General features: G+C 71.0%; 18 protein-coding genes. 7 read left to right on the forward strand and 11 right to left on the reverse strand.

Annotation, left to right across the window (positions count from 1 at the left end; all coding sequences use genetic code 11):
* Nucleotides 1-19: 19 nt before the first annotated feature.
* Entirely contained in the window at nt 20-1,465 is a 1,446-nt protein-coding gene (locus tag BUB75_RS08480) for an aldehyde dehydrogenase family protein (protein ID WP_073253892.1), read from the reverse strand.
* 144 nt (nt 1,466-1,609) lie between these two features.
* On the opposite strand from BUB75_RS08480, the gene BUB75_RS08485 reads away from it, so the two are divergent.
* Entirely contained in the window at nt 1,610-2,878 is a 1,269-nt protein-coding gene (locus BUB75_RS08485) for an esterase-like activity of phytase family protein (protein WP_073253895.1), read from the forward strand.
* Between the two features lie 185 nt (nt 2,879-3,063).
* Nucleotides 3,064-4,494, forward strand: a complete 1,431-nt coding sequence (gene gabT / locus BUB75_RS08490; RefSeq protein ID WP_073253898.1) for a 4-aminobutyrate--2-oxoglutarate transaminase — start codon at nt 3,064-3,066, stop codon at nt 4,492-4,494.
* Here gabT and BUB75_RS08495 read toward each other — a convergent pair whose 3' ends face one another.
* Entirely contained in the window at nt 4,495-5,100 is a 606-nt protein-coding gene (locus BUB75_RS08495) for a TetR/AcrR family transcriptional regulator (protein ID WP_073253901.1), read from the reverse strand.
* A gap of 246 nt (nt 5,101-5,346) precedes the next feature.
* Between BUB75_RS08495 and BUB75_RS08500 the strand changes: the two genes are divergently transcribed.
* The 3 genes from BUB75_RS08500 (at nt 5,347) to BUB75_RS08510 (ending at nt 11,750) form a co-directional block, all read left to right on the forward strand.
* Nucleotides 5,347-7,545: an MMPL family transporter gene (locus tag BUB75_RS08500; protein ID WP_073253904.1), complete on the forward strand. Its 2,199-nt coding sequence runs from the start codon at nt 5,347-5,349 to the stop codon at nt 7,543-7,545.
* A 96-nt stretch (nt 7,546-7,641) separates the two neighbouring features.
* A complete protein-coding gene (locus BUB75_RS08505) occupies nt 7,642-8,406 on the forward strand; it encodes a DedA family protein (protein ID WP_073253907.1) in 765 nt (254 codons plus the stop codon).
* A 74-nt stretch (nt 8,407-8,480) separates the two neighbouring features.
* Nucleotides 8,481-11,750: an ATP-binding protein gene (locus BUB75_RS08510; protein WP_073253911.1), complete on the forward strand. Its 3,270-nt coding sequence runs from the start codon at nt 8,481-8,483 to the stop codon at nt 11,748-11,750.
* 25 nt (nt 11,751-11,775) lie between these two features.
* On the opposite strand, the gene BUB75_RS08515 is transcribed toward BUB75_RS08510, so the two are convergent.
* From BUB75_RS08515 to BUB75_RS08540, 6 genes are all read right to left on the reverse strand, one after another.
* A complete protein-coding gene (locus BUB75_RS08515) occupies nt 11,776-12,609 on the reverse strand; it encodes an ABC transporter permease (RefSeq protein WP_218617381.1) in 834 nt (277 codons plus the stop codon).
* Entirely contained in the window at nt 12,606-13,562 is a 957-nt protein-coding gene (locus BUB75_RS08520; RefSeq protein ID WP_073253914.1) for an ATP-binding cassette domain-containing protein, read from the reverse strand. Before BUB75_RS08520 ends, BUB75_RS08515 begins: the two co-directional genes overlap by 4 nt.
* A gap of 92 nt (nt 13,563-13,654) precedes the next feature.
* Nucleotides 13,655-14,020 carry a DUF2530 domain-containing protein gene (locus tag BUB75_RS08525; protein ID WP_073253917.1) on the reverse strand — a complete coding sequence of 122 codons (366 nt, stop codon included), beginning with the start codon at nt 14,018-14,020 and terminating at the stop codon, nt 13,655-13,657.
* 75 nt (nt 14,021-14,095) lie between these two features.
* Nucleotides 14,096-14,482, reverse strand: coding sequence for a hypothetical protein (locus tag BUB75_RS08530; RefSeq protein WP_073253920.1), 387 nt, complete (start codon nt 14,480-14,482; stop codon nt 14,096-14,098).
* Between the two features lie 156 nt (nt 14,483-14,638).
* Nucleotides 14,639-15,919: an MFS transporter gene (locus BUB75_RS08535; RefSeq protein ID WP_143175086.1), complete on the reverse strand. Its 1,281-nt coding sequence runs from the start codon at nt 15,917-15,919 to the stop codon at nt 14,639-14,641.
* Complete coding sequence (locus tag BUB75_RS08540; protein WP_073253926.1) at nt 15,916-16,377, reverse strand: MarR family winged helix-turn-helix transcriptional regulator; 462 nt, start codon at nt 16,375-16,377, stop codon at nt 15,916-15,918. The genes BUB75_RS08535 and BUB75_RS08540 overlap by 4 nt, the downstream gene beginning before the upstream one ends.
* 96 nt (nt 16,378-16,473) lie before the next feature.
* Here BUB75_RS08540 and thpR point away from each other — a divergent pair, with 96 nt between their 5' ends.
* Nucleotides 16,474-17,034, forward strand: a complete 561-nt coding sequence (gene thpR / locus BUB75_RS08545) for an RNA 2',3'-cyclic phosphodiesterase (protein ID WP_073253929.1) — start codon at nt 16,474-16,476, stop codon at nt 17,032-17,034.
* A 67-nt stretch (nt 17,035-17,101) separates the two neighbouring features.
* Nucleotides 17,102-17,911, forward strand: a complete 810-nt coding sequence (locus BUB75_RS08550; RefSeq protein ID WP_073253932.1) for a thioesterase family protein — start codon at nt 17,102-17,104, stop codon at nt 17,909-17,911.
* Nucleotides 17,912-17,956: 45 nt separating this feature from the next.
* On the opposite strand, the gene sepH is transcribed toward BUB75_RS08550, so the two are convergent.
* From sepH to BUB75_RS08565, 3 genes are all read right to left on the reverse strand, one after another.
* On the reverse strand, nt 17,957-19,273 hold the full coding sequence (sepH, locus tag BUB75_RS44930; RefSeq protein WP_073253935.1) for a septation protein SepH: 1,317 nt from the start codon (nt 19,271-19,273) through the stop codon (nt 17,957-17,959).
* 164 nt (nt 19,274-19,437) lie between these two features.
* Nucleotides 19,438-20,670, reverse strand: a complete 1,233-nt coding sequence (gene serC / locus BUB75_RS08560; RefSeq protein WP_084740526.1) for a phosphoserine transaminase — start codon at nt 20,668-20,670, stop codon at nt 19,438-19,440.
* A gap of 86 nt (nt 20,671-20,756) precedes the next feature.
* Nucleotides 20,757-21,860 (reverse strand): citrate synthase 2, encoded by a 1,104-nt coding sequence (locus BUB75_RS08565; RefSeq protein WP_073253941.1) that lies wholly within the window; start codon nt 21,858-21,860, stop codon nt 20,757-20,759.
* Nucleotides 21,861-21,892 lie beyond the last annotated feature (32 nt).

The raw sequence follows: 21,892 nt of genomic DNA on the forward strand, positions 1-21,892 counted from the left end.
TTCTGTCCTTAATGTGGACTTACAGATCTACACCCGTAAGTACCATCACCCGCTCTTCGGTGTAGTCGGTCATCGCCGACCGCAGTCCCTCACGACCCACGCCGGACGCCTTGACGCCGCCGTACGGCATCTGGTCCGCGCGGTAGCTCGGCACGTCGCCGACGATCACGCCACCCACCTCGAGCACCCGCTGCGCCGCGAACGCGGTCTGGATGTCCCGGGTGAACACCCCGGCCTGCAGCCCGAACTGTGAGTCGTTGACCAGCGCGAACGCGTCGTCCACGGTGTCGAACGGCGTGACGGTGAGCACCGGCCCGAACACCTCCTCGCGGTTGACGGTGGCATCGGCGGGCACCCCGGCCAGCACCGTCGGCGCGTAGGACGCGTTGTCCCGCACGCCGCCGGTGAGCAACTCGGCGCCCTGCCCGACCGCCTCGTCGACCCACGACTCGACCCGCTCGGCCGCGGCGACGTCGATCAGCGGGCCGACGTCCGTCTTGTCGTCCGACGGGTCGCCGGTGACCTGGGCCTTCACCGTGTCCACCAGCAGCGGGACGAACTCGTGGTAGCGGTCGCGGGCGACCAGCACCCGCTGCACCGCGATGCAGGACTGCCCGCCCTGGTAGTTGGAGAACGTCGCGATCCGGGTAGCCGCCCAGTCCAGGTCCGGGTAGTCACTGCAGACGACGACCGCCGCGTTGCCACCGAGTTCCAGCGTCACGTGCTTGCGCGGCACGGCGTCCTTGATGCTCCAGCCGACCGGGCCGGAGCCGGTGAACGAGACGACCGGCAGCCGCGGGTCGGCGACCAGGTCCCCGGCGCGCTCGTTCGGCACCGGCAGCACGCTGACCGAACCCGCAGGCAGGTCGGTGCCGGCCAGGATCTCGCCGAGCAGGAGCGCCGCGAGCGGGGTCTTCGGCGCGGGCTTGAGGATGATCGGCGCGCCGACCGCGATCGCCGGCGCGATCTTGTGCGCGACCAGGTTCAGCGGGAAGTTGAACGGCGAGATGCCCAGCACCGCGCCGCGCGGGAACCGGCGCGTCACCGCGATCCGCCCGGTCGCGGACGGGTCGGTGTCCAGGCGCTGCAGCTCTCCGCTGAACCGGCGAGCCTCCTCCGCGGCCCAGCGGAACGTCGAGATGCCCCGGGCGACCTCCAGCCGCGCCCACTTCACCGGCTTGCCGTTCTCGGCGGTGATCAGTCGAGCGACCTCCTCGGACCGGGCGGTCAGCTGGTCAGCGACGTAATTCAGCGCCGCTGCCCGGACGTGTGCCGGCGTCGCGGCCGCGGTGGCCCGCACCGCGTGGGCGGCCGCCACGGCCCGCTCGGTCTGCTCGGGAGTCGGCTCCGCGACCACAGCGACCAGCGAACCGTCGTGCGGATGGTGAACCTCGAACGTCCGGTCGCTGGTGGCGGCCTCACCGGCCAGCCAGAACGGCACGATGTCGGAGGACGAAGCGGACATGCGGAAACTCCTAGGCTTGGGCGGCGTCGCAAACGACAACACGCCGATAGGTGCACTTCATCCACTGTTCCACCAGAGGCGATTCGATCTGCGCTGGGTGTGGTCACCAGGCTCGCCCGACCCGCAACCCTCTGGAGGTCATCGGTGCGCAGCCTCCCGCTGCCGTTCCGTCTCGCCGTTCCGGTCAGTGCCGCGGTTGCCGCGGTGATGGTCGCGGCGGCCCCGTCGGCGGCTCACTCGCCCAAGTACACCGATGTGACGCTGCTCGGCCGCTCGGGCATCTCGGCGACCGACTACCAGCCCGGCCCGGTCTCCGGCACCGCGCTCGACAAGACCACCGTAAACGGTGTCACCCCGCCGTTCGACGGGCAGCCGATCCCCGGCTTCTCGGCCGCCATCACCGCTTCGCCCGGCGACAAGTCCGGCCGACGACTGCTCGCGATGCCCGACAACGGCTTCGGCACCAAGGCGAACTCCGCGGACTTCCTGCTGCGCGCCTACTACGTCCGGCCGCACTACCGGACCGGCGCGTCGAAGACCCCAGGCCTCGGTGACGTCTCGATCGACGGGTTCATCAGCTTCCGCGACCCCGACCACAAGGTGCCGTTCGCGATCGTCAACGAGAAGACGTCCGACCGGCTCCTGACCGGCGCGGACTTCGACATCGAGTCGCTCCAGCGGGACGCGCAGGGCAACCTCTGGATCGGCGACGAGTTCGGCCCGTACCTGATCAAGGTGGACAAGACCGGCAAGGTGCTGCAGGCGCCGATCCCGCTGCCGGACGGCACCAAGTCGCCGCAGTCGCCGGACCTGAAGCCCGGTGAGACGCCGACGCTCGCCGCGAGCAACGGCTTCGAGGCCCTTGCGGTCTCCACCGACGGCAAGAAGCTGTACCCGATCCTCGAGGGCCCGAAGGTCGCCGACACCGACAAGACCCGCCGGGTCGTGTACGAGTTCGACATCCGTCGCAACACGTACACGGGTAAGACGTGGTCGATCAACGTGGGCGCGGTCGGGCAGTACGTCGCCGACGCTCAGGTGCTGGACGGGCGGCGGATCGCCTGGCTGGAGCGCGACAACTTCGAGGGCGCCGAGGCGAAGGTCAAGAAGATCCAGATCGCCGACCTGAACACGGCCGACAGCACCGGTGCCGTGAAGTCGACGACGATCGCCGACCTGCTGAAGATCGCGGACCCGCGGAAGATCACGTCCCCGGCGCGGCCGGGTGAGTTCGGGGTCGGCTCGACGTACGCGTTCCCGTACCAGTCGGTGGAGACGATCCTGCCGCTGACCGGCGACCGGGTCTTCGTCACGAACGACAACAACTTCCCGGGCAACGACGGGCGGATCACCGGCAAGGCGGACGACATCGAGCTGATCGAGATCGTGGTGCCGGGCCTGCGCAAGCGTTGACGACCGAACGGTTCTCCCCGCCGCGGCGGGGAGAACCGTTCGTTCTTTCGCCGCGTGCGGTAGCGCCCGGACGCTGGGGTGCGGGACGATGAGCGGACGCGATCCGTCGTCGTGCTCGTGCGATACTGCGGATCCGGTAGCCAGCGGCGCCGCACCACCAGGGAAACAGCGCTTCGGGAGGACCGATGACTCAGACCGACCACCGCGTCGTCGAATCGGCAGGCGCCGGCAGCGTCCCGCAGGAGCGCAAGCTGGTCACCCCGATCCCCGGTCCGCGCTCGACCGAGCTGCTGGCCCGCCGGAACGCAGCCGTCGCGCAGGGCGTCAGCGTCACGCTCCCGGTCTTCGTCACGGCTGCCGGCGGCGGCATCATCGTGGACGTCGACGGCAACCAGCTCATCGACCTCGGCTCCGGCATCGCGGTGACGAACGTCGGCAACGCGAACCCGGCGGTTGCCGCCGCGGTCGCGTCCCAGGCCGCGGCGTTCACCCACACCTGCTTCATGGTCACCCCGTACGAGGGGTACGTGGCGGTCTGCGAGGCGCTGAACCGGCTCACGCCCGGGGACTTCGAGAAGCGGTCGGCGCTGTTCAACTCCGGCGCCGAGGCGGTGGAGAACGCGGTCAAGATCGCCCGTGCGTACACCAAGCGCCAGGCCGTCGTCGTGTTCGACCACGGCTACCACGGCCGCACGAACCTCACGATGGCGCTGACCGCGAAGAACATGCCGTACAAGCACTCGTTCGGCCCGTTCGCACCCGAGGTCTACCGGCTGCCGATGTCGTACCCGTACCGGGACGCGGCCGCGGGCCTGGACGCGTCCGGCCCGGCTGCCGCTGCCCGCGCGCTGAGCATCCTCGACAAGCAGGTCGGCGCCGAGAACGTCGCCGCGCTGGTGATCGAGCCGATCCAGGGTGAGGGCGGCTTCATCGAGCCCGCACCCGGGTTCCTCGGAGCTCTCGCCGACTACTGCCGCGAGCACGGCATCGTGTTCGTGGCGGACGAGATCCAGACCGGCTTCGGCCGCACCGGTTCGCTGTTCGCGTCCGAGCACGAGGGGGTCGTGCCGGACCTGGTGACGACCGCGAAGGGCATCGCGGGCGGTATGCCGCTGGCCGCGGTGACCGGCCGGGCCGAGATCATGGACGCCGCCCACGTCGGCGGCCTCGGTGGGACGTACGGCGGCAACCCGGTCGCGTGTGCGGCTGCACTGGCCGCGATCGAGGAGATCGAGGCCGGCGACCTGGCCGGGCGGGCGCGTCGGATCGGCGAGATCATGCTGCCCGAACTGCACGCGCTGGCGGAGCGGCACTCGTGGCTGGGCGACGTGCGCGGACGGGGCGCGATGCTCGCGGTCGAGCTGGTCGAGCCGGGCACGACGACGGCGGCACCTCAGCTGGCTGCCGCCGTGAACAAGGCGTGCCACCAGCGCGGGTTGGTGACGCTGAGCTGCGGTACCTACGGCAACGTGCTGCGCTTCCTGCCGCCGCTGGTCATCGGCGAGGACCTCCTGCGCGAAGCCCTGACTTTGATCACCGAGGCCTTCGACGAGGTGGGCGCGGGCCTGACCCCGGTGCCGGCCACCGCCCCCGAAGCCACCACCGACGTCGACTAGTCAGACCACCACGGGCGGCTCGGTGCGGGTTGTGTTGCCCTCCAGCACAGCCAGCACCGCCGAGCAGATCACGTTCTGCTCGTCCGGCGAGAGCAACAAGTGCCGCGGCCGAACGTCCGAATCGTCGTGTTCGTGATGCAGTAGGCCAGCCATCAGCGCACCCATCGCACACCGGCCGCGCAGGAGCGCGACCGGGTCGTCAGACCCGGCGAGCACTCGCAGCAGCGACGCGACCCGGTTCGCCATCCCCAGCCGCTCGAACATCGCGTGTTTCACCGACGGGTCGCTGAGCACCGAGTTGAGGAACTCTCCGCGCTCGTTCATCTGCGTGATCAGCCGCCTGACCAGCTCGGCCCGTGTCCATTGCCCGGCCGCGGTCGCGGCGATCACCCGGTCGATGTCGTCGAGAAACGGCGTGAGCAGCGCCTGTAGTACCTCTTCCTTCGACGGGAAGTGGTAGTAGAGCGCCGCCTTCGTCATCCCGACCCGCACCGCCAGGTCGCGAATGGACGTGCCCGCGAAGCCGCGCTGCTCGAACAGCTCGGTCGCAGCATCGAGGATCCGCTGCCGGGTGCCCTCGGCCGTACTTCCAGCCGTCCGCCCCACGTCACGCTCCCCTCTGCGAACACTCGCCCGACGCTCAAGAGTACGAACTTCCCGTCCCCGCGGACAGAGCTCGGCGATCTGGACCGTAACCGCTGCGACGCATCGACGACACCGTTGGGCATACCCGGGCAGCCACGGATGTGAACTCTGCGTGACACGGCACACGGCGCGGTTGACAGGGCGACCGAAGCATGGCCAAAGTATTTACCGACCGTTCGATTAATTCAACCCGCGGGGGTGTGACCGATGGCCGGACTGGCCAGGTGGTGCTATCGCCATCGAATCGTCGTGGTGGTCCTCTGGGTGGTCGGCTTGATTGGCCTCGGTGCCACCAGCCAGGTCGCCGGCAGCGCTTACAACGATAGCTTCGCGTTACCAGGCACTGAATCGACAAAGGCCCTGGATCTGCTCCAGAAGGCGTTCCCCGAGGCCGCCGGTGACCAGAACACGATCGTCTGGCGCACCGACTCCGGTTCGGTGAAGGACCCCGAGGTCCAGCAGCGCGTCGAAGCGATGCTCGCCGAGGTCGCCGACGCCCCGTCCGTCGCGTCGGTCGCCGGCCCGTACAACGAGCAGGGCGCGGCCCAGATCAGCCGGGACGGCACGATCGCCTACGCCACTGTCACGTTCGACGGCCAGGCCGAGGAGATCGACCTCGAGCACATCGAGAACGTGATCGGGCTCGCCGAGGACGCCCGCACCGACAACCTCGACGTCGAGCTCGGCGGCAACGCGATCCAGGTGGCCACGCAGGCTCCGCCGGGCAGCTCCGAGATCTACGGTCTGATGGCCGCCGCGGTGATCCTGCTGATCGCGTTCGGATCGCTGCTGGCCATGGCGATTCCGCTGATCACCGCGGTGCTGGCGCTGGCGGGCGGTCTGACCTCGATCATCCTGCTGAGCCACGTGATGTCGGTGGCGACGATCGCACCCACCGTGGGCGCGCTGATCGGACTCGGCGTGGGCATCGACTACGCCCTGTTCGTGGTCACCCGGCACCGCAACGGCCTCAAGGCCGGCCTGTCGGTCGAGGAGTCCACCGTCCGGTCGCTGAACACGTCCGGCCGGGCCGTGGTGTTCGCCGGGATCACCGTGTGCATCGCCCTGCTCGGCCTGCTGGTGCTCAACCTCAGCTTCCTGTCGGGCATCGGGATCGCGGCCTCGATCGTGGTCCTGTTCTCGGTTCTCGCCGCGATCACGCTGCTGCCGGCGCTGCTCGGCTTCTTCGGGATGCGGGTGCTCTCCCGCCGGGAACGTCGCCGGCTGGCCGCCGAGGGGCCGCACGACGCCCACACGCGTGGCTTCTGGGCCCGCTGGGCCGCGATCGTCGAGCGGCGTCCGCGGATGCTCGCCGCGATCGCGATCGCGCTCATCGCGGTGCTCTCGATCCCGACGCTCTCGATCCGGCTCGGCTCCTCCGACCAGGGCAACGCCCCGGCCGACACCACCATCCGCAAGGCGTACGACCTGCTGGCCGACGGTTTCGGCCCGGGCTTCAACGGTCCGCTGCAGCTGGTCGCCGAGCTGAAGTCGCCCGGTGACACAGCAGCGCTGAACGAGCTGGTGGAGCGGGTCCGGGACGACTCCGGCGTCGCCGCGGTGGTGCCGCTTCCGACCGAGCCCGGCGCGGAGCTGGCGATCGTCCAGGTCATCCCGACGACATCGCCGCAGTCCGAGGAGACCAGCGAGCTGATCACGCGGCTGCGCGAGGACGTGGTGCCCGCCGTCGAGCAGGGCAACACCCTGCAGGTGCACGTGGGTGGCATGACCGCGATCTTCGACGACTTCGCCGACGTGCTCACCAACAAGCTGCCGCTGTTCCTCGGCGTGATCATCGGGCTGGGCTTCCTGCTGCTGCTGGTGGCGTTCCGCAGCCTGTTGGTGCCGCTCACCGCGGCCGTGATGAACGTGCTCGCCGCGGCGGCATCGTTCGGCGTGATCGTCGCGGTGTTCCAGTGGGGCTGGGGCGCCGAGGCGCTGGGCGTCGGCGCGGCCGGGCCGGTCGAGGCGTTCCTGCCGGTGATGATGCTGGCGATCCTGTTCGGCCTCTCGATGGACTACCAGGTGTTCCTGGTCAGCCGGATGCACGAGGAGTGGGTGCACACCGGTGACAACCGGCGGGCGGTCACGATCGGGCAGGCCAGCACCGGCCGGGTGATCACGGCGGCCGCGGCGATCATGATCTTCGTCTTCGGCGCGTTCATCTTCGAGGGTGAGCGGGTCATCGCCGAGTTCGGGATCGGGTTGGCGAGCGCCGTCTTCATCGACGCGTTCATCCTGCGGACGCTGCTCGTGCCGGCGCTGATGCACTGGTTCGGCCCGGCGAACTGGTGGATCCCGAAGTGGCTGGACCGGATCCTGCCGCACCTCACGGTCGAGCCGGCCGACGAGCCGGTCACCCCGCCGCGCCCGGAAGAGAAGCGCGAGCCGGTTTCGGTGGGCTGAGAAAAACACACTTGCCCACAAGCGACTCACGTCGGACGCTGGAAACGGCGTCCGGCGTGAGCTCCGGCCCTACAGGACGCCGCGAAGGAGGCGTGAATGGATTCGGTCGTCACGCTCGTGACCGACCTCCGTGCCCCCGTCCTCTACGCATTGATCCTCGGCGTCGTCTTCGCCGAGACCGCGGTCCTGCTGGGCATGCTGCTTCCCGGCGAGACCGCCGCGATCGTGGCCGGTGTCCTCGCCGCTCAGCACCAACTCTCGCTGGAGATCGTCATCCCGCTGGTGGTGGTGGCCGCGATCGTCGGTGACACCACCGGTTACCTGCTCGGCCGGCGTTTCGGCCCGGCGGTCCTGGGCGGTCGGCTGTTACGCCGACGGCGCGCACAGGTGGAGCGAGCCGCCGTTTCGCTGCGCCGCCACGGCTGGCTCGTGATCGTCGTCAGCCGGTTCTTGCCGTTCCTCCGCACCGTGACCCCGGCCGCAGCCGGGGCCACCCGGGTGCCGTACCCGGCGTTCGCCGCCGCCGACGTGGTGGGCTGCTTGCTCTGGGGCATCGGATGCCCGCTGCTGGGTTACGTCGCCGCCGACTCCTACCGCCACGTCGAGGAGGTCGTCGGCAACACCGGCATCGTCGTACTGGTGCTGCTGATCCTGGGCGCGTGGGCACTGCGCGTCCGGCGGCGGCGCCGGGGAGCCGCCGTGCCCGCCGCTCCTGACGAGGAGCCGGCCGCGCCGCAGCCCGCACGGGCGACGCGCCGCCGCCGCCCGGCTGCCGAGCCCACGCCGGTCGACACGGCCGGCCAGGCCACCTCGATCGGCCTCCTCCGCCCCCGCAGACGAACCGACCGCCGCCGTCCCTGACCGCCCGCGCCGGGTAACTCCGTTGGTGCCGGAGGGAGAATGGCGATGGTCGAGACGGCGGAGGTGGGCCAACGGTGGAGATCGGGCTGCTGGGCGCGGTCGAAATCAGAGCTGACGGCGCTCCCGTGCCCATCGGCGGCCAACGGCTGCGTGCGGTGCTGGCGCGCCTCGCCCTGGACGCCGGCCGCCTGGTCACGGCCGACGCGCTCGTAGACGCCATCTGGGGTGACGACCCGCCCGGCGGGGCGGTGAACGCGCTCCAGTCGCTGGTCAGCCGACTCCGTCGGGCGCTGCCCGACGGAGCGGTCGAGTCGGTCCCGGCCGGCTACCGGCTCGCGATCGATGCGGACGCGGTGGACGCGCTCCACTTCGAGAAGCTGGCCACCGCGGGGCGCCGCGCGCTCGAGAGCGGCAACACCGCAGGGGCGGCGACGACACTCCGGGAGGCGCTGGCGCTCTGGCGCGGCCCGGCGCTGGCCGACGTCGGCGACGCGCCGTTCCGGCCGGCCGCCGTCACCCGGCTGGAGCACGGCCGCCTCGGTGCGCTCGAGGACCGCATCCACGCCGACCTCGCGCTCGGCAGGCACACCGACGTCATTCCCGAGCTGGAAGCGCTCACCGCGGAGCACCCGCTGCGCGAGCGTCCACACGCGCAGCTCGTCCTCGCGCTGGGCGGCGCCTCCCGGCAGGCCGACGCGCTGGCCGTGTACGACCGGATCCGGCGGCGGCTGGCCGACGAGCTCGGCGTCGACCCGGGGCCGGTGCTGGCGGCAGCGCACGCCACGGTCCTCGGGGCCCCGACCACACGCGCTGCCACGCTCGCGCCCGGCCCTCCGGTCGCCGCGGAGCGCGCACCCCGCGCGGACGGACGCATTCGGGGGAACCTGCGTCCGCAGCTCAACAGCTTCGTCGGCCGCCGCACCGAGCTCACCGCGGTCACCGAGCTGCTGACCGCCGAGCGGCTGGTCACGCTGATCGGGCCGGGCGGAGCGGGTAAGACCCGGCTCGCCGAGGAGACCGGCGCGCGGCTCGCCGACCGCTCTCCCGGCGGGGTCTGGATGGTGGCGCTCGCCCCGGTCGGCGACGGCAGCGAACTGCCCCAGACCGTGCTCACCAGCCTCGGGCGGCGGCAGGTCGGCCTACTCGACCGCAGCCGGCCGGGCATCGACCCTCCGGTCCCGCCCGACGTGTACGGCATCCTCACCAACGCGCTGAGTGCGGGTCCGACGCTGTTGCTGCTCGACAACTGCGAGCACCTCGTCGAGCCGGTCGCCGAGCTCGCGCACACGCTGCTGCTCGACTGCCCCGAGCTGCGGATCCTCGCCACCAGCCGGGAGCCGCTCGGCGTCCCGGGCGAGCGGCTGCACCCGGTGCCCAGCCTGGACGCCCCGCCGCCCGGCTCGCTCACCCCCGCGCAGGCCGCCCGCTACCCGGCGGTCCAACTGCTCGTCGACCGCGCCGCCGCGGTCCGCCCGGGCTTCGCGCTGAACCCCGGGAACGTCGCCGCGGTGGTCGAGATCTGCCGTCGGCTGGACGGCATGCCGCTCGCCCTCGAGCTGGCCGCCGCCCGGCTGCGGTCGCTCTCACCGGAGCAGCTGGCCGACCGGCTCGGCGACCGGTTCCGGCTGCTCACCGGCGGAAGCCGCACCGCCCTCCCCCGCCACCAGACGCTGCGCGCCGTCGTCGCCTGGAGCTGGGAGCTGCTCAGCGTCCCCGAGCAGGTGCTCTGGCGACGCCTGTCGCAGTCTCCGGCGGGCGCCACGCTGGAGGCCGCCGAACAGGTCTGCGCGGACGACGAACTGCCCGCCGCCCACGTCCTGGAGACGCTCGCGTCGCTAGTGGACAAGTCGCTGGTCGAGCTGGTCGCCGACGTTGATCCGCCGCGCTACCGGATGCTGGAGACCGTCCGCGCGTTCGGTGCCGAGCGGCTCGAGGACGCGGGCGAGACCGCCCGGATCCGCGACGCGCAGCTGGCGTACTACCTGGACCTGGTCGAGTCGGTCGAACCGCGGCTGCGCGGCCCGGAGCAGGCGATCTGGACCGCGCGGCTGGGGCTGGAGTACGAGAACATCACCGCGTCGCTCCGCTGGGCCGTCGACCAGCGGCTCGCGGAGCCCGCGGTCCGGATGGTCTCGGCGCTGACCTGGTATCTGGCGGTCCGGGGCGCGCACGAGGAGGCGTCCCGGTGGAGCAATGCCGTGCTCCCGCTCGCCGACGACGCCCCGCCGGTCAGCGCGGCCGTCGTCCGGGCTTTCGCGGGCCTGATGGCGGCGAGCGTCCACGGCGACTACCTCACGGCGCGGGACGAGGCCCGGCGCATCGCGGTCGAGATCGCGCCGTACGTCGCCGCTCCCGAGGCACCGCCGGTCCTGATTCTCGCCGACAGCATCATCGGGTTCTTCGCCGATCAGAACGACCGGATCCAAGCGTCGCTCGGGCGGGCGCGGAGGCATCCCGATCCGTGGATCCGGGCGCTGGCGATCTATCTCGAAGCGTCGATGCTGGAGAACGACGGCGACCTCGCGAACGCCGAACCGCTGTTCATCGCGGCCAGGGAGGCGTTCGACAAGATCGGCGACCGCTGGGGACGCGGCGCCACACTGAGCTCGCTGGCGAGCATCCGAGCGCTCAAGGGCGACCACCCGGGCGCGATCAGCGCGCTGGAGGAGGCCGCCGCGCTGATCATCGAGCTGGACGGGCTGGACGACCTGCCGCGCATCCTGCTCTGGCTGGCGCTGGAGTGGGCGCGGCTCGGCGACACCGACCGGGCCAAGAAGTACCTCGACGAGAGCACCGACGCGCTGAACCGGATGGCTGACCTCAACGTCCGCGGGTTCCTCGGTGCGGTGCAAGCGACCGTGCTGCGGCTCACTGGCGACGTCCGGTCCGCGTCGGTGCTGCTGACCGAGGAGCTGGCCAGGTATCGCGCGAGTCCCTACGGGCCGCCGCAGATCAAGTCCCTGCTGCTCGCCGACTACTGCTACGTGCTGCTCGGCTTGGACGACGCGGAGCAGGCCCGCCAGCACGCGCAGGAAGCCCTGGATGCCGCCGAGGAGTCCCGGGACGCACCGATCCTCAGTGGTGCGCTGGATTCGGCCGCCGCGGTGGCGCTCCAGCTCGGCGATTCGGCCGGCGCCGCGATGCTGCTCGGGGTGGCCGCGCGCGTGCGTGGGCTACCCGACCTGGGCAACCCGGACGTCGTCCGGACGCGGACGCTGGCCACCGAGGCGCTCGGACGCGAAACGTTCGCCTCCCGGTATTCGGCAGGCGAACGTTTGCCCCGAGCGGAAGCCCCCGAGGTGGCCCGCAAGGTGGTGGCCGCCGCCGGTACGCAGACATCCTGACGCGTACCGGCGGGGGCGCCGGAGATCACGTGCGCCGACGGTAGGCCGCCAGCGACACCGGGATGAAGATCAGGCACAGGACCGCGACCGAGATCAGCGTCTTGATGACGGGCGCGGCCACCGGGCCGGAGACCAGCAGACCACGGGCCGCCTCGACCACGAACGTGACCGGGTTGATCTTCACCCAGGCCTGGAGCCAGCCGGGCAGCGTCTCGGTCTGCACGAACAGGTTGCTGCCGAACGTCAGCGGGAACATCAGCATCGCGCCCAGGCCCTGGACCGTGCGCGGGTTGCGCAGCAGCAGTCCGATCAGCGCGGTCACCCAGCACAGCGCGAACGCGAACAGCAGCACGAGCGCGCAGGCCGCGAGCGCGGAGAGCGGATCGGTCTGGACCCGGAAACCCAGGATCATCCCGAAGCCGAGCACGATCGTCACCGTGACGACGTAGCGGACGACGTCACCGACCACGGCGCCGATCAGCGGCGCCGACCGGGCGATCGGCATCGTCCGGAACCGGTCGAACACCCCGGTCTCCAGGTCGTTGGAGAGGTTCATCCCGACGCCGAGGCTCGCGAACGCGACGCTCTGCACCAGGATCCCGGGCAGCACGAACTGCAGGTACGTGCTCTGGTCGCCGCTGATCGCGCCACCGAACAGGTAGACGAACAGGATCACGAAGATGATCGGCTGCAGCGTCAGGTCGAGCAGCTGCTCCGGCGAGTGCTTGATCTTGAGCAGGCTGCGCCAGGTGAGCGTCAGCGAGTGACCGAGCGTCCGCGCCGGGCCGAAACGAATCGGAGCCGGGTTCTCATCGCGGTGCGGCCTGCTGGTGGTCTCGGCCACCATCGTCGCCGTCATGCCGCGCTCCTCTCATCGTCGGCCGAGTGGCCGGTGAGCGTCAGGAAGACCTCGTCGAGGCTGGCCCGCCGTAGGCCCAGTTCCGCGGCGGCGATGCCGGCGTCGTCAAGGCGGCGGACGACGTCCGCGAGCATCGTGGGTTCGGCCACCGGTGCGGTGACCAGCGAACGAGCGGGATAACGGGTGGGCTCCACCCGGGTGACCGCGGTGACGATCGCCGCCACCTCGTCCAGGCGGGTCGTGTCGAGCGGACGCACTTCCAGCGTCTGGTCGCCGACCTGGGCCTTGAGCTCGTCCGGGGTGCCGGTCGCGATCAGGTGACCGTGGTCGATCACCGCGATCCGGTCGGCCAGCTGGTCGGCCTCGTCCAGGTACTGGGTGGTGAGCAGCACGGTGACGCCGTCGGCGACCAGTCCGCGGACCGTGTCCCAGACCTCGCCGCGGCTGCGCGGGTCCAGGCCGGTGGTCGGTTCGTCGAGGTAGATGACGTCCGGGTGGCCGACCAGGCTCGCGGCCAGGTCGAGCCGCCGCCGCATGCCGCCGGAGTACGTCTTCGCCGACCGGCCGGCCGCGTCGGTGAGCCCGAACCGTTCGAGCAGTTCGCGGGCGCGTGCCTTGGCGTCCCGGCGGGACAGCTCGAGCAGACGGCCGATCATCACCAGGTTCTCGGTGCCGGTCAGGTCCTCGTCCACCGAGGCGTACTGGCCGGTGACCGCGATTCGCGCCCGGACCGACGGCGCCTGGGTGAGGACGTCGAACCCGCCGACGCGAGCCCGTCCGGCGTCCGGCTTCAACAGCGTGGCGAGGACGCGGACCGCGGTGGTCTTCCCTGCGCCGTTCGGGCCGAGCACGCCGAGGATCGTCCCGGTCGGCACGGCGAGGTCGACGCCGTTCAGGGCGGTCGTCGACCCGAACCGCTTGACGAGGCCCTCTGCCTCGATCGCGTAAGACATTTCGGAGTCTCCTGTTCATCAGGGCGACTCCACTGTCGGCGGCCGGCCTGTCAAGCCGCGCACAGCGGGCTGACACGGCTGACAGCGCGGCGTTACGCGGGTTCGGAGCGGTGAGTTTCGACGCCGTCCGCGGACGAAGCGGCGGGGCCGACCGGGTCGACGACCGCAGCCACGGAGTCGGCCGGTGGCGCTCCCGGCGGCTGTTCGGCACGCGCCGCGGCCACCCGGCCCAGCCGCGACCGGCGACGGCGGACGAACGCGATCCCGACGAGCCCCAGCAGGAAACCGGCGACGCACGTCCAGATCCACCACGTGTCGTCGTGGCGGTCGAGCCAGTTCCGGCCGAAGAGGGCGAGCACGATCGCGCCGATGCCCCAGAGCACGGTTCCGGCCGTGACGACGCTGACCGCGTCGACATCCAAGGGCTCCGGCGTCGGACGTGTCGGACGGCGAGCCATAACGGCAGCGTAACGCGGATGAACTACGGCCCGGCGCCGAGGGGCGGCGCCGGGCCGTGCAGGACCGCTACAGCGTCAGTCGCAGGCGTTCTTGAACTTGACCCCGGCAGCGGTGACCTCGCTGGAGTCCGGGATCGTCGGGTTCGACGACGTCGACAGGTTCGAGACCGTGTCGCCGAGCTTGTCGTAGGCGTCACCGAGGTCCTGGGTGGCGTCCTTCAGGTCGCCGTCACCCTTCTCACCCTCGGAGCGGATCTTGTCGGCGAGGTCGTGATACGACTGGCCGAGCGCCTTCGGGTCGTCGATGTTGTTGACCGACTGAGCCGTGAAGTCCTGCACCTCCTTCTTGATCGCGTTGCAAGCGTCGGTGTTGTCGGCGCCGACAATCCCGCACGCGAGCGTGCTGCTTAAGGCCGCGATCGCTACCGCTGCTCCGACGAGCCGCGGGATCGTTCGAGACATCGTGCATCCTTTCCCCGTAAATACGCCCGGGCGTTGCCGTCCCGGGCGTCGCTGACAGCGGGGAAGCTAGCAGTAAGGATCAGCCGTTCTCCGGCATAGTCGCCAAGACGTCACACGGATCACGCTTGTCACTCAAGCAACAGAAGTTAGCGATTGTCACAGCGTGACCGGGTTCGGACGAACTTCCACGCTGTTCACCGTCGGGGTGGTCTCGGTGTCCCGGCGCCGGCGAGACCGCATCCGCGCCACCGCGAGCGTGATCGCCGCGATCAGCACCGCGGACCCACCGAGCAACAGACCGGCGCGCGGCCCGTACCGCTCCGAGATCGGACCGATGATCAGCGACCCCAACGGCGTACCGCCGAGGAACACCAGCATGTAGAGCGACATCACGCGGCCGCGCAGGTGCGCGGGCGTGCCCAGTTGCACCCGGGCGTTCGCCGCGTTGTTGTGCGCGATGAAGGCCAACCCCACGAACAGCAGTACGGCCGCAGCCAGCCCGAAGTTCGGCATGAACGCCACCGTGCACTCCAGTACACCGAACGCCGCCGCGCAGCTGAGCACCCAGCGGGCCGACGGCCGCTTGGTCCGGCGCGCGCCGATCAGCGCACCGATCAGGGCGCCGCCCGCGAACGCCGCCGACAGCAGACCGAACGACGCCGGGCCGACGTCGAACTCGACCTTCGCCAGCAGTGGCAGCGTCAGGTTGAAGTTCATGCCGAGCGTGCCGAGCACCGACATCATCGCGATGACCAGCAGGATGTCCTTCCGGCCCCAGACGAACCGCAGGCCCTCCTTCACCTGGCCCCGCGCCCGCTCGACCCGGCGTCCGGTGAGCAGTTCGGCCGGCCGCATCGCGAACAGTCCGGCCAGCACCGCGAGGTACGACGCGCCGTTGAGCAGGAAGGCCGGCCCCACCCCGACGCCGGCGATGACCAGGCCACCGATCGCCGGACCGAGCAGCCGGGCCGAGTTGAACGTCGCGGAGTTGAGCGAGACCGCGTTCGGCAACCGGTCGGGGCCGACCATCTCGGAGATGAACGACTGGCGGGCCGGGGTGTCGAACGCGTTCACGGTGCCGAGCAGGAGCGCGAACACGTAGACGTTCCACAGTGCCGCGGTACCGGTGACGACCAGCACCCCCATGCCCAGCGCGAGCAGCATCGAGACCAGCTGGGTGGTGAGCAGCACCTTGCGCTTGTCCAGCCGGTCGGCGAGCGCCCCCGCCCAGAGCGTCAGCAGCAGTATCGGCGTGAACTGCAACGCGGTGACGAGGCCGAGCGCGGTGCCGGAGTTGTTCGAGAGGTCGAGTACCAGCCAGTCCTGCGCGGTGGTCTGCATCCAGGTGCCGGTGAGCGAGACGATCTGGCCGCTCGCGAACAGCCGGTAGTTCCGGACGCGCATCGAGGAGAACATGGCGCGAAAACCGGGGCTCATGCGCGAGCCAAGCGGTCGAGGATCGTGACCGCCGCCTGGAGCGCGGCCTGGTCCGCCTCGTCGAGCTCGGCCAGCCGGGCGGCCAGCCACGCCTCACGCGCCTGGCGGTCGGCGGCGATCAGCGCCTCCCCCTCCGCGGTCGTGGACAGCACGATCTGGCGGCCGTCGGTCGGGTGCGGTGCGCGCCGGACGAGCCCTCGCTCCTCCAGCGCCGCGACCGTCCGGGTGGCGGCAGGCGGCTGGACCCGCTCGATCTCGGCCAGCCGACGTGGCGTGAGCGTGCCGCCGCTGTTCCGGATCGTGAACAGCGCGGAGATCTGCGTCATCGTCAGGCCGTGCTCGGGCCGCTCGGCCCGGAGCCGGCGGACGAACCGCCCGGCGGCCGACCGGAGCCGGAACGCGAACTCGTCGGGGTCGGTGGATAGCTCCCGCGGTGCGGGTATGGCGGTCTCGGGCATACCTCTCGGCGCCCCCCTCGGTTGGTGCAGACAACTCGTTACCTGAGGTAACGATCTCTCGGTTCCGCCGATTCCGCTAGTGCAAAACTGTGTGGCATGCGTCTGTTCGTGGCGGTGCTGCCGCCGCCCGCGGCCGTGGAACACCTGCGGGACGCGGTCGAGAAACTGAACGTGGTACGGGCGGGGGCCGGTGTCGTCCGCCCCGAGCTCTGGCACCTCACGCTGGCGTTCCTCGGCGAGATCGAGGACGAGCGGATCGAAGCGGTGACCGAGAGCCTCGCGTCCGCGGCTGCCGCCGGGCGCGGCGGCACGCTGTCGCTCGCCGGTGGCGGGCGCTTCGGGGAAACGGTGCTGTGGGTGGGGGCCGAAGGTGACGTCGATGCACTCGGACGCACGGCGCGCGCGATCCGCCGCCAGCTACGCGAGGTTCGGGTGGTGCTGGAGCGGCGGCCGTTCAAGCCGCACCTGACGCTCGCCCGGCCGCGTAGCCGGGTCACCCGCGAGGAGTTGCGAGCCGACGTCGCCACGCTGCAGGGCTATGCCGGACCACCGTGGGACGCCGATCGGGTGCACTTGATGCGGAGCACGCAACACCGCACTCCGGAAGGCACCCAGGCCGTCACCTACGAGCCGCTGGCCACCTGGCCACTCGAATAAGTTCGTTGCCGGTACCAATCTGCGGCCCAGAACCGGGGCAGCGCGGGGTGCTGTCTGGCAGGCTGGCATGGTGCTGGAGATCCACACCGAGATCCGGGAGACCGGGCCAGATCGGTACGCAACACTCATCGACGGCGGTTGGGCGATCGGCTCATCCCTCAACGGAGGTTATCTCCAGCTCCCGGTGGTGAGAGCCGTGCTCGCGGCGGAGGGGCATCCCCACCCGGTCGCGGTCACGACGGACTTCCTGACCGCTCCGCACGCCGGCGAGGCGGAGATCGTGGTCGAGCGGCTGCGCACCGGCAAGACCGTCGGCACCAGCCGGGCGACGCTGATCCAGGACGGTCAGCCGGTGCTCGTCTCGTCGGTGGTGACCAGCACCCTCGACTCGAGCAACCCGGACGTCGACCTGGCGCCGCCGATCGAGCTGCCCTCCCCCGATCAGTGCACCCGGATCCGCTCGGACGTCATGCCCGGGACGCAGCTGGGGCTGATGGACCACGTGGACGTCCGGCTCGCGCCGGAGTTCGCGAACCTGCTCCGCGGCCGCCCGGACGGGAGCATGGCGCTGCGCGGGTGGGCGCGGATGGTGGACGGGCGCGACCCGGACCCGCTGGTCTGCCTGCTGGCCGCGGACGCGTTCCCGCCGGTGACGTTCACGATCGGCCGCTACGGCTGGGCGCCGACCGTCCAGCTGACGACGTATCTACGGGTGCTGCCCGCACCGGGGTGGCTGCGGGCCGAGCTGCGCGGACGCGTGCTCGCCTCCGGATGGTTCGACGAGGACTGCACGATCCGCGACTCGGCAGGGCGCCTGGTAGCGCAGTCGCGCCAGATAGCCCGCATCCCGCGCGTACCGGTCCCCACCGAGAATTGACGCAGTGACGCAGAAAGCCCGCGCGTGAGGCGCGGGCTTTCTGCGTCAGGAACCCCTGCGGGCTCCTGATCCGAACAGAATGTCGTCCCAGCTGGGGAGCTCGGCCTTGCGGGAGCGGCCGCTGCCACCCTTGGCGGGCGGTGGCGTCGCGGCCGGGTTCGCCGCGGGTGGCGTCCCGACGCCGGTCGGGTCGAGTCGCTCGCGCCAGTCGCTCCGCCCGGCGAAACCGCCGCCCCCGGACGTCGGCTGCGGCTCCCCACCGGACGCCGCGTCACCGCGTCGACCGGCCGGACGCCGCGGGTCGTCGCCCCACGGGTCGGGACGCCGTACCTCGTCGGGCCGCGGCCCGGGCGCACCGGCTGCCGGACGCGGCTCGTCGAGCCACCCGGCACCACGCAGCCCGTCCCGCGCGGACGCCGCAGGCGCCGCCGGACCGGTGCCGGCATCCGCAGCGGGCGGCTCCGGGGTCGGGGTGGGAGCCGGGGTCTCGCGCGGCGGCGCCGGACGACGGAGGTCGTCGAAGCGCGGGTCGAGCGCCCGGCTGCGACCGCTCTCCCTGGCCGCCTGACGCAGGTCTCCGCGCCCTTCCCTGGGCAGCTCCCGCGGCACCTCTCGGGTCGGCGCGGCCGCCACCTCGGGCGCCGCCACCGGCTCCTCGCGGCGCCGCTCGTCCCGCCGACGCAGCATCGACAGCGCGGGGACGACCGGTCCCTCCTTCGGGTCCGCGTCGTCGGGCAGCTTCCCGGCCGGGAGTCCGAAAGCGAGCATCTGCTCGTCCGGTCCGATCAGGAGGTCGGTCTTCTCGCTGGACAAGAAGCTGGCCATCTCGTCGACCGGCGTCACCATCGACCGGGAGCGGTCGAGGTCCCAGATCGCGTGCGCGGTCGCCTTGCCGGACGGCCACGTTGCGGTGGTACGCCAACCGCCGTCGTCGCGCCGGTAGCTGTCCCAGGCCACGGTCTCCACGTCGATGCCGTGCGCCCGCAGCCGCCCGTCGACGACGTCGGCCAGGGTCTGACCACTGTCGGCCCCGCGCAGGCGGGTACGCCGCGCGAGCTGCGCCATTGCGGCACGCTCCTGCAGCACCGGCCCGGCGAACCGCAGCACCTTCTCCATCGGAACGTTCGCCAGGCGGGCGACGTGCTCCGCCGACTCACCGGAACGGATCCGGGACTGAATGTCACGCGGCGTCAACGTCGCCTCCACATCCATCGATAGCTGACCGGGGGTACCGGTCCGCTCCCGCTGGACGGCGGCGATCACCTGGTCGTCGATGGCGAGCGAAAGCATCCGCCCGACCTCGTCGGTCAGAATCATGGCCTGCCCGTCAGCGGAGAGCGCGACGAACCGCAACGGTCGCATTGCGACCTCCCTCTCCAGACACCGGCGAGCGTGCCCACCATACGACGGCAGGGCTCGTATGCCCCGCATACCACGCCGAATGGGCGCGCCGTTCTCCGGCCCTACCTACGGTACGCACCAATCGTCCCGTTTGTCTGTCCCGACGCGCGACGGCTGAGGCGGGATTACCCCAGAGCGGCCACTGTGTAGTCGATGGCGGCGGTCAGCTTGGCAATGTCCGTGGGGTCGATGCCGGGGAACATCGCGATGCGGAGCTGGTTGCGACCGAGCTTCCGGTACGGCTCTGTGTCCACAATCCCGTTCGCCCGCAGTGCCTTCGCGACCGCCGCCGCGTCCACCGACTCGGCGAAGTCGATCGTCCCGACCACGTTCGACCGCTTGGCCGGGTCCTTGACGTACGGCGCGGCGAACGACGACGCCTCGGCCCACTCGTAGAGCGTCCGGGCCGACTCGGCCGTCCGTCCGGTGGCCCAGCGCAGACCGCCCTGGCTGTTGAACCAGTCGACCTGCTCAGCGGCGAGGAAGATCGTGGTGAGCGCCGGAGTGTTGTACGTCTGGTCCTTACGCGAGTTGTCGAGAGCGGTAGCGAGATCCAGGAACGCCGGGATGTAGCGCCCGGACGCGCTGATCTCCTCCACGCGCGAAAGAGCGGCCGGCGAGAGCAACGCCAGCCACAGACCGCCGTCGCTACCCAGCCCCTTCTGCGGCGCGAAGTAGTAGACGTCGGTCTCGGACACGTCCACCGCGAGGCCCGCCGCCGCCGACGTGCCGTCGTGCAGCATCAGGTGCTCGCCGGGCACCCGCTTCACCGGGATCGCGACGCCGGTCGAGGTCTCGTTGTGCGGGGTCGCGTAGACGTCGACGCCGTCCTCGAACTCGAACGCCGGAGCGTCACCGGGCGCGGACTCGATGATCGTCGGGTCACCGAGGAACGGGGCGATCTTCGCGGCCTTGGCGAACTTCGCGCCGAACTCGCCGAACGAGAGGAACTGCGCCCGGTCGCGGATCAGCCCGAACACCGCCGCCTCCCAGAACGCGGTGGTGCCACCGACCCCGAGGACGACCTCGTACCCCTCGGGGAGCGAGAACAGCTCGGCCAGGCCGGACTTGAGCCGGGCCACTTGGTTACGGACGGTCGCCTGCCGGTGTGACGTCCCGAGAAAGCTCCGACCGGTTCCGACGAGTGCGTCCAGCGCTTCCGGTCGGACCTTCGACGGGCCGGAACCGAACCGACCGTCGGCGGGCAACAACTCGGCAGGGATCGTCACGCTCACGGGCTGATCAGTGCTCCTTCGGCAGTGCGGTCGGCGACGTGGAAGTGCCGCGACGATCCTCCCACTCGCGGCCGAGCACGCCGAACCAGTTCCTCGCCGCGGCGCGCTGCCGGGCGTCCGCATGAAAGTACGTACGGGAATCGACGGCGGGTCATCCGGACAGAACGAGGGCGGGCTGCCAGAGGCAGCCCGCCCTCGTGCGAAACCGATCAGACGTGCTTGATCGTGTCCCAACCCTCGACCTCTTCGGGCTTGCGCGGGCCCGGGCCGGTGTAGAGCGCGGACGGGCGCACCAGCTTGTTGAGGTTCTTCTGCTCGACCACGTGCGCCGACCAGCCGGCGGTCCGAGCGCAGGTGAACATCGAGGTGAACATGTGCGCCGGGACCTCGGCGAAGTCCAGCACGACCGCCGACCAGAACTCGACGTTGGTGGCGAGCACGCGGTCGGGGCGGCGGGCGTGCAGCTCGGCCAGCGCGGCCTTCTCCAGCGCCTCAGCGACCTCGAAGCGGACGCTGCCCAGGTCCTTGGCGGTCTTGCGGAGCACCGCGGCCCGCGGGTCCTCGGCCCGGTACACGCGGTGGCCGAAGCCCATCAGCCGCTCACCCTTGTCGAGCGCGTTCTTGACCCACGCCTCGGCGTTGCCCGACTTCTCGACCTCATCGAGCATCTTGAGGACGCGGGACGGCGCACCACCGTGCAGCGGCCCGGACATCGAGCCGACCGCGGACGAGATGCAGGCGGCGCAGTCGGCGCCGGTGCCCGCAGCCACCCGGGCGGTGAACGTCGAGGCGTTCAGGCCGTGCTCGGCGGCCGAGATGAAGTAGGCGTCGACGGCCTGGACGTGCTTCGGGTCCGGCTCGCCGCGCCAGCGGATCATGAACCGCTCAACGATCGTGTTCGCCTTGTCGATCTCGCGCTGCGGGACCGCGGGCAGGCCGATGCCGCGGGCGGACTGGGCGACGAACGAGAGCGCGGTGACGGAGATCCGGGCGAGGTCCTCGCGGGCCTGGTCGGCGCCGATGTCGATGAGCTGCTTCAGACCCCAGTAAGGCGCCAGCATCGCGATCGCGGCCTGGACATCGACCCGGATGTCACCCGAGTGCACCGGGACCGGGAACGGCTCCGCGGGCGGCAGCCCCGGACCGAACTTCCCGTCGACGAGAAGCGCCCACACGTTCCCGAAGGAAACGTGCCCGACCAGATCCTCGATGTTGACCCCGCGATAGCGCAGCGCGCCACCGTCGCGGTCCGGCTCGGCGATCTCGGTGTGGAAGGCTACGACGCCTTCGAGCCCCGGTTTGAAGTCCGACATGCTGGCTCAGCTCCCAGTGGTCTTCGGTGGCG

The sequence above is a fragment of the Cryptosporangium aurantiacum genome, from assembly GCF_900143005.1.
GTDB lineage: Bacteria > Actinomycetota > Actinomycetes > Mycobacteriales > Cryptosporangiaceae > Cryptosporangium > Cryptosporangium aurantiacum.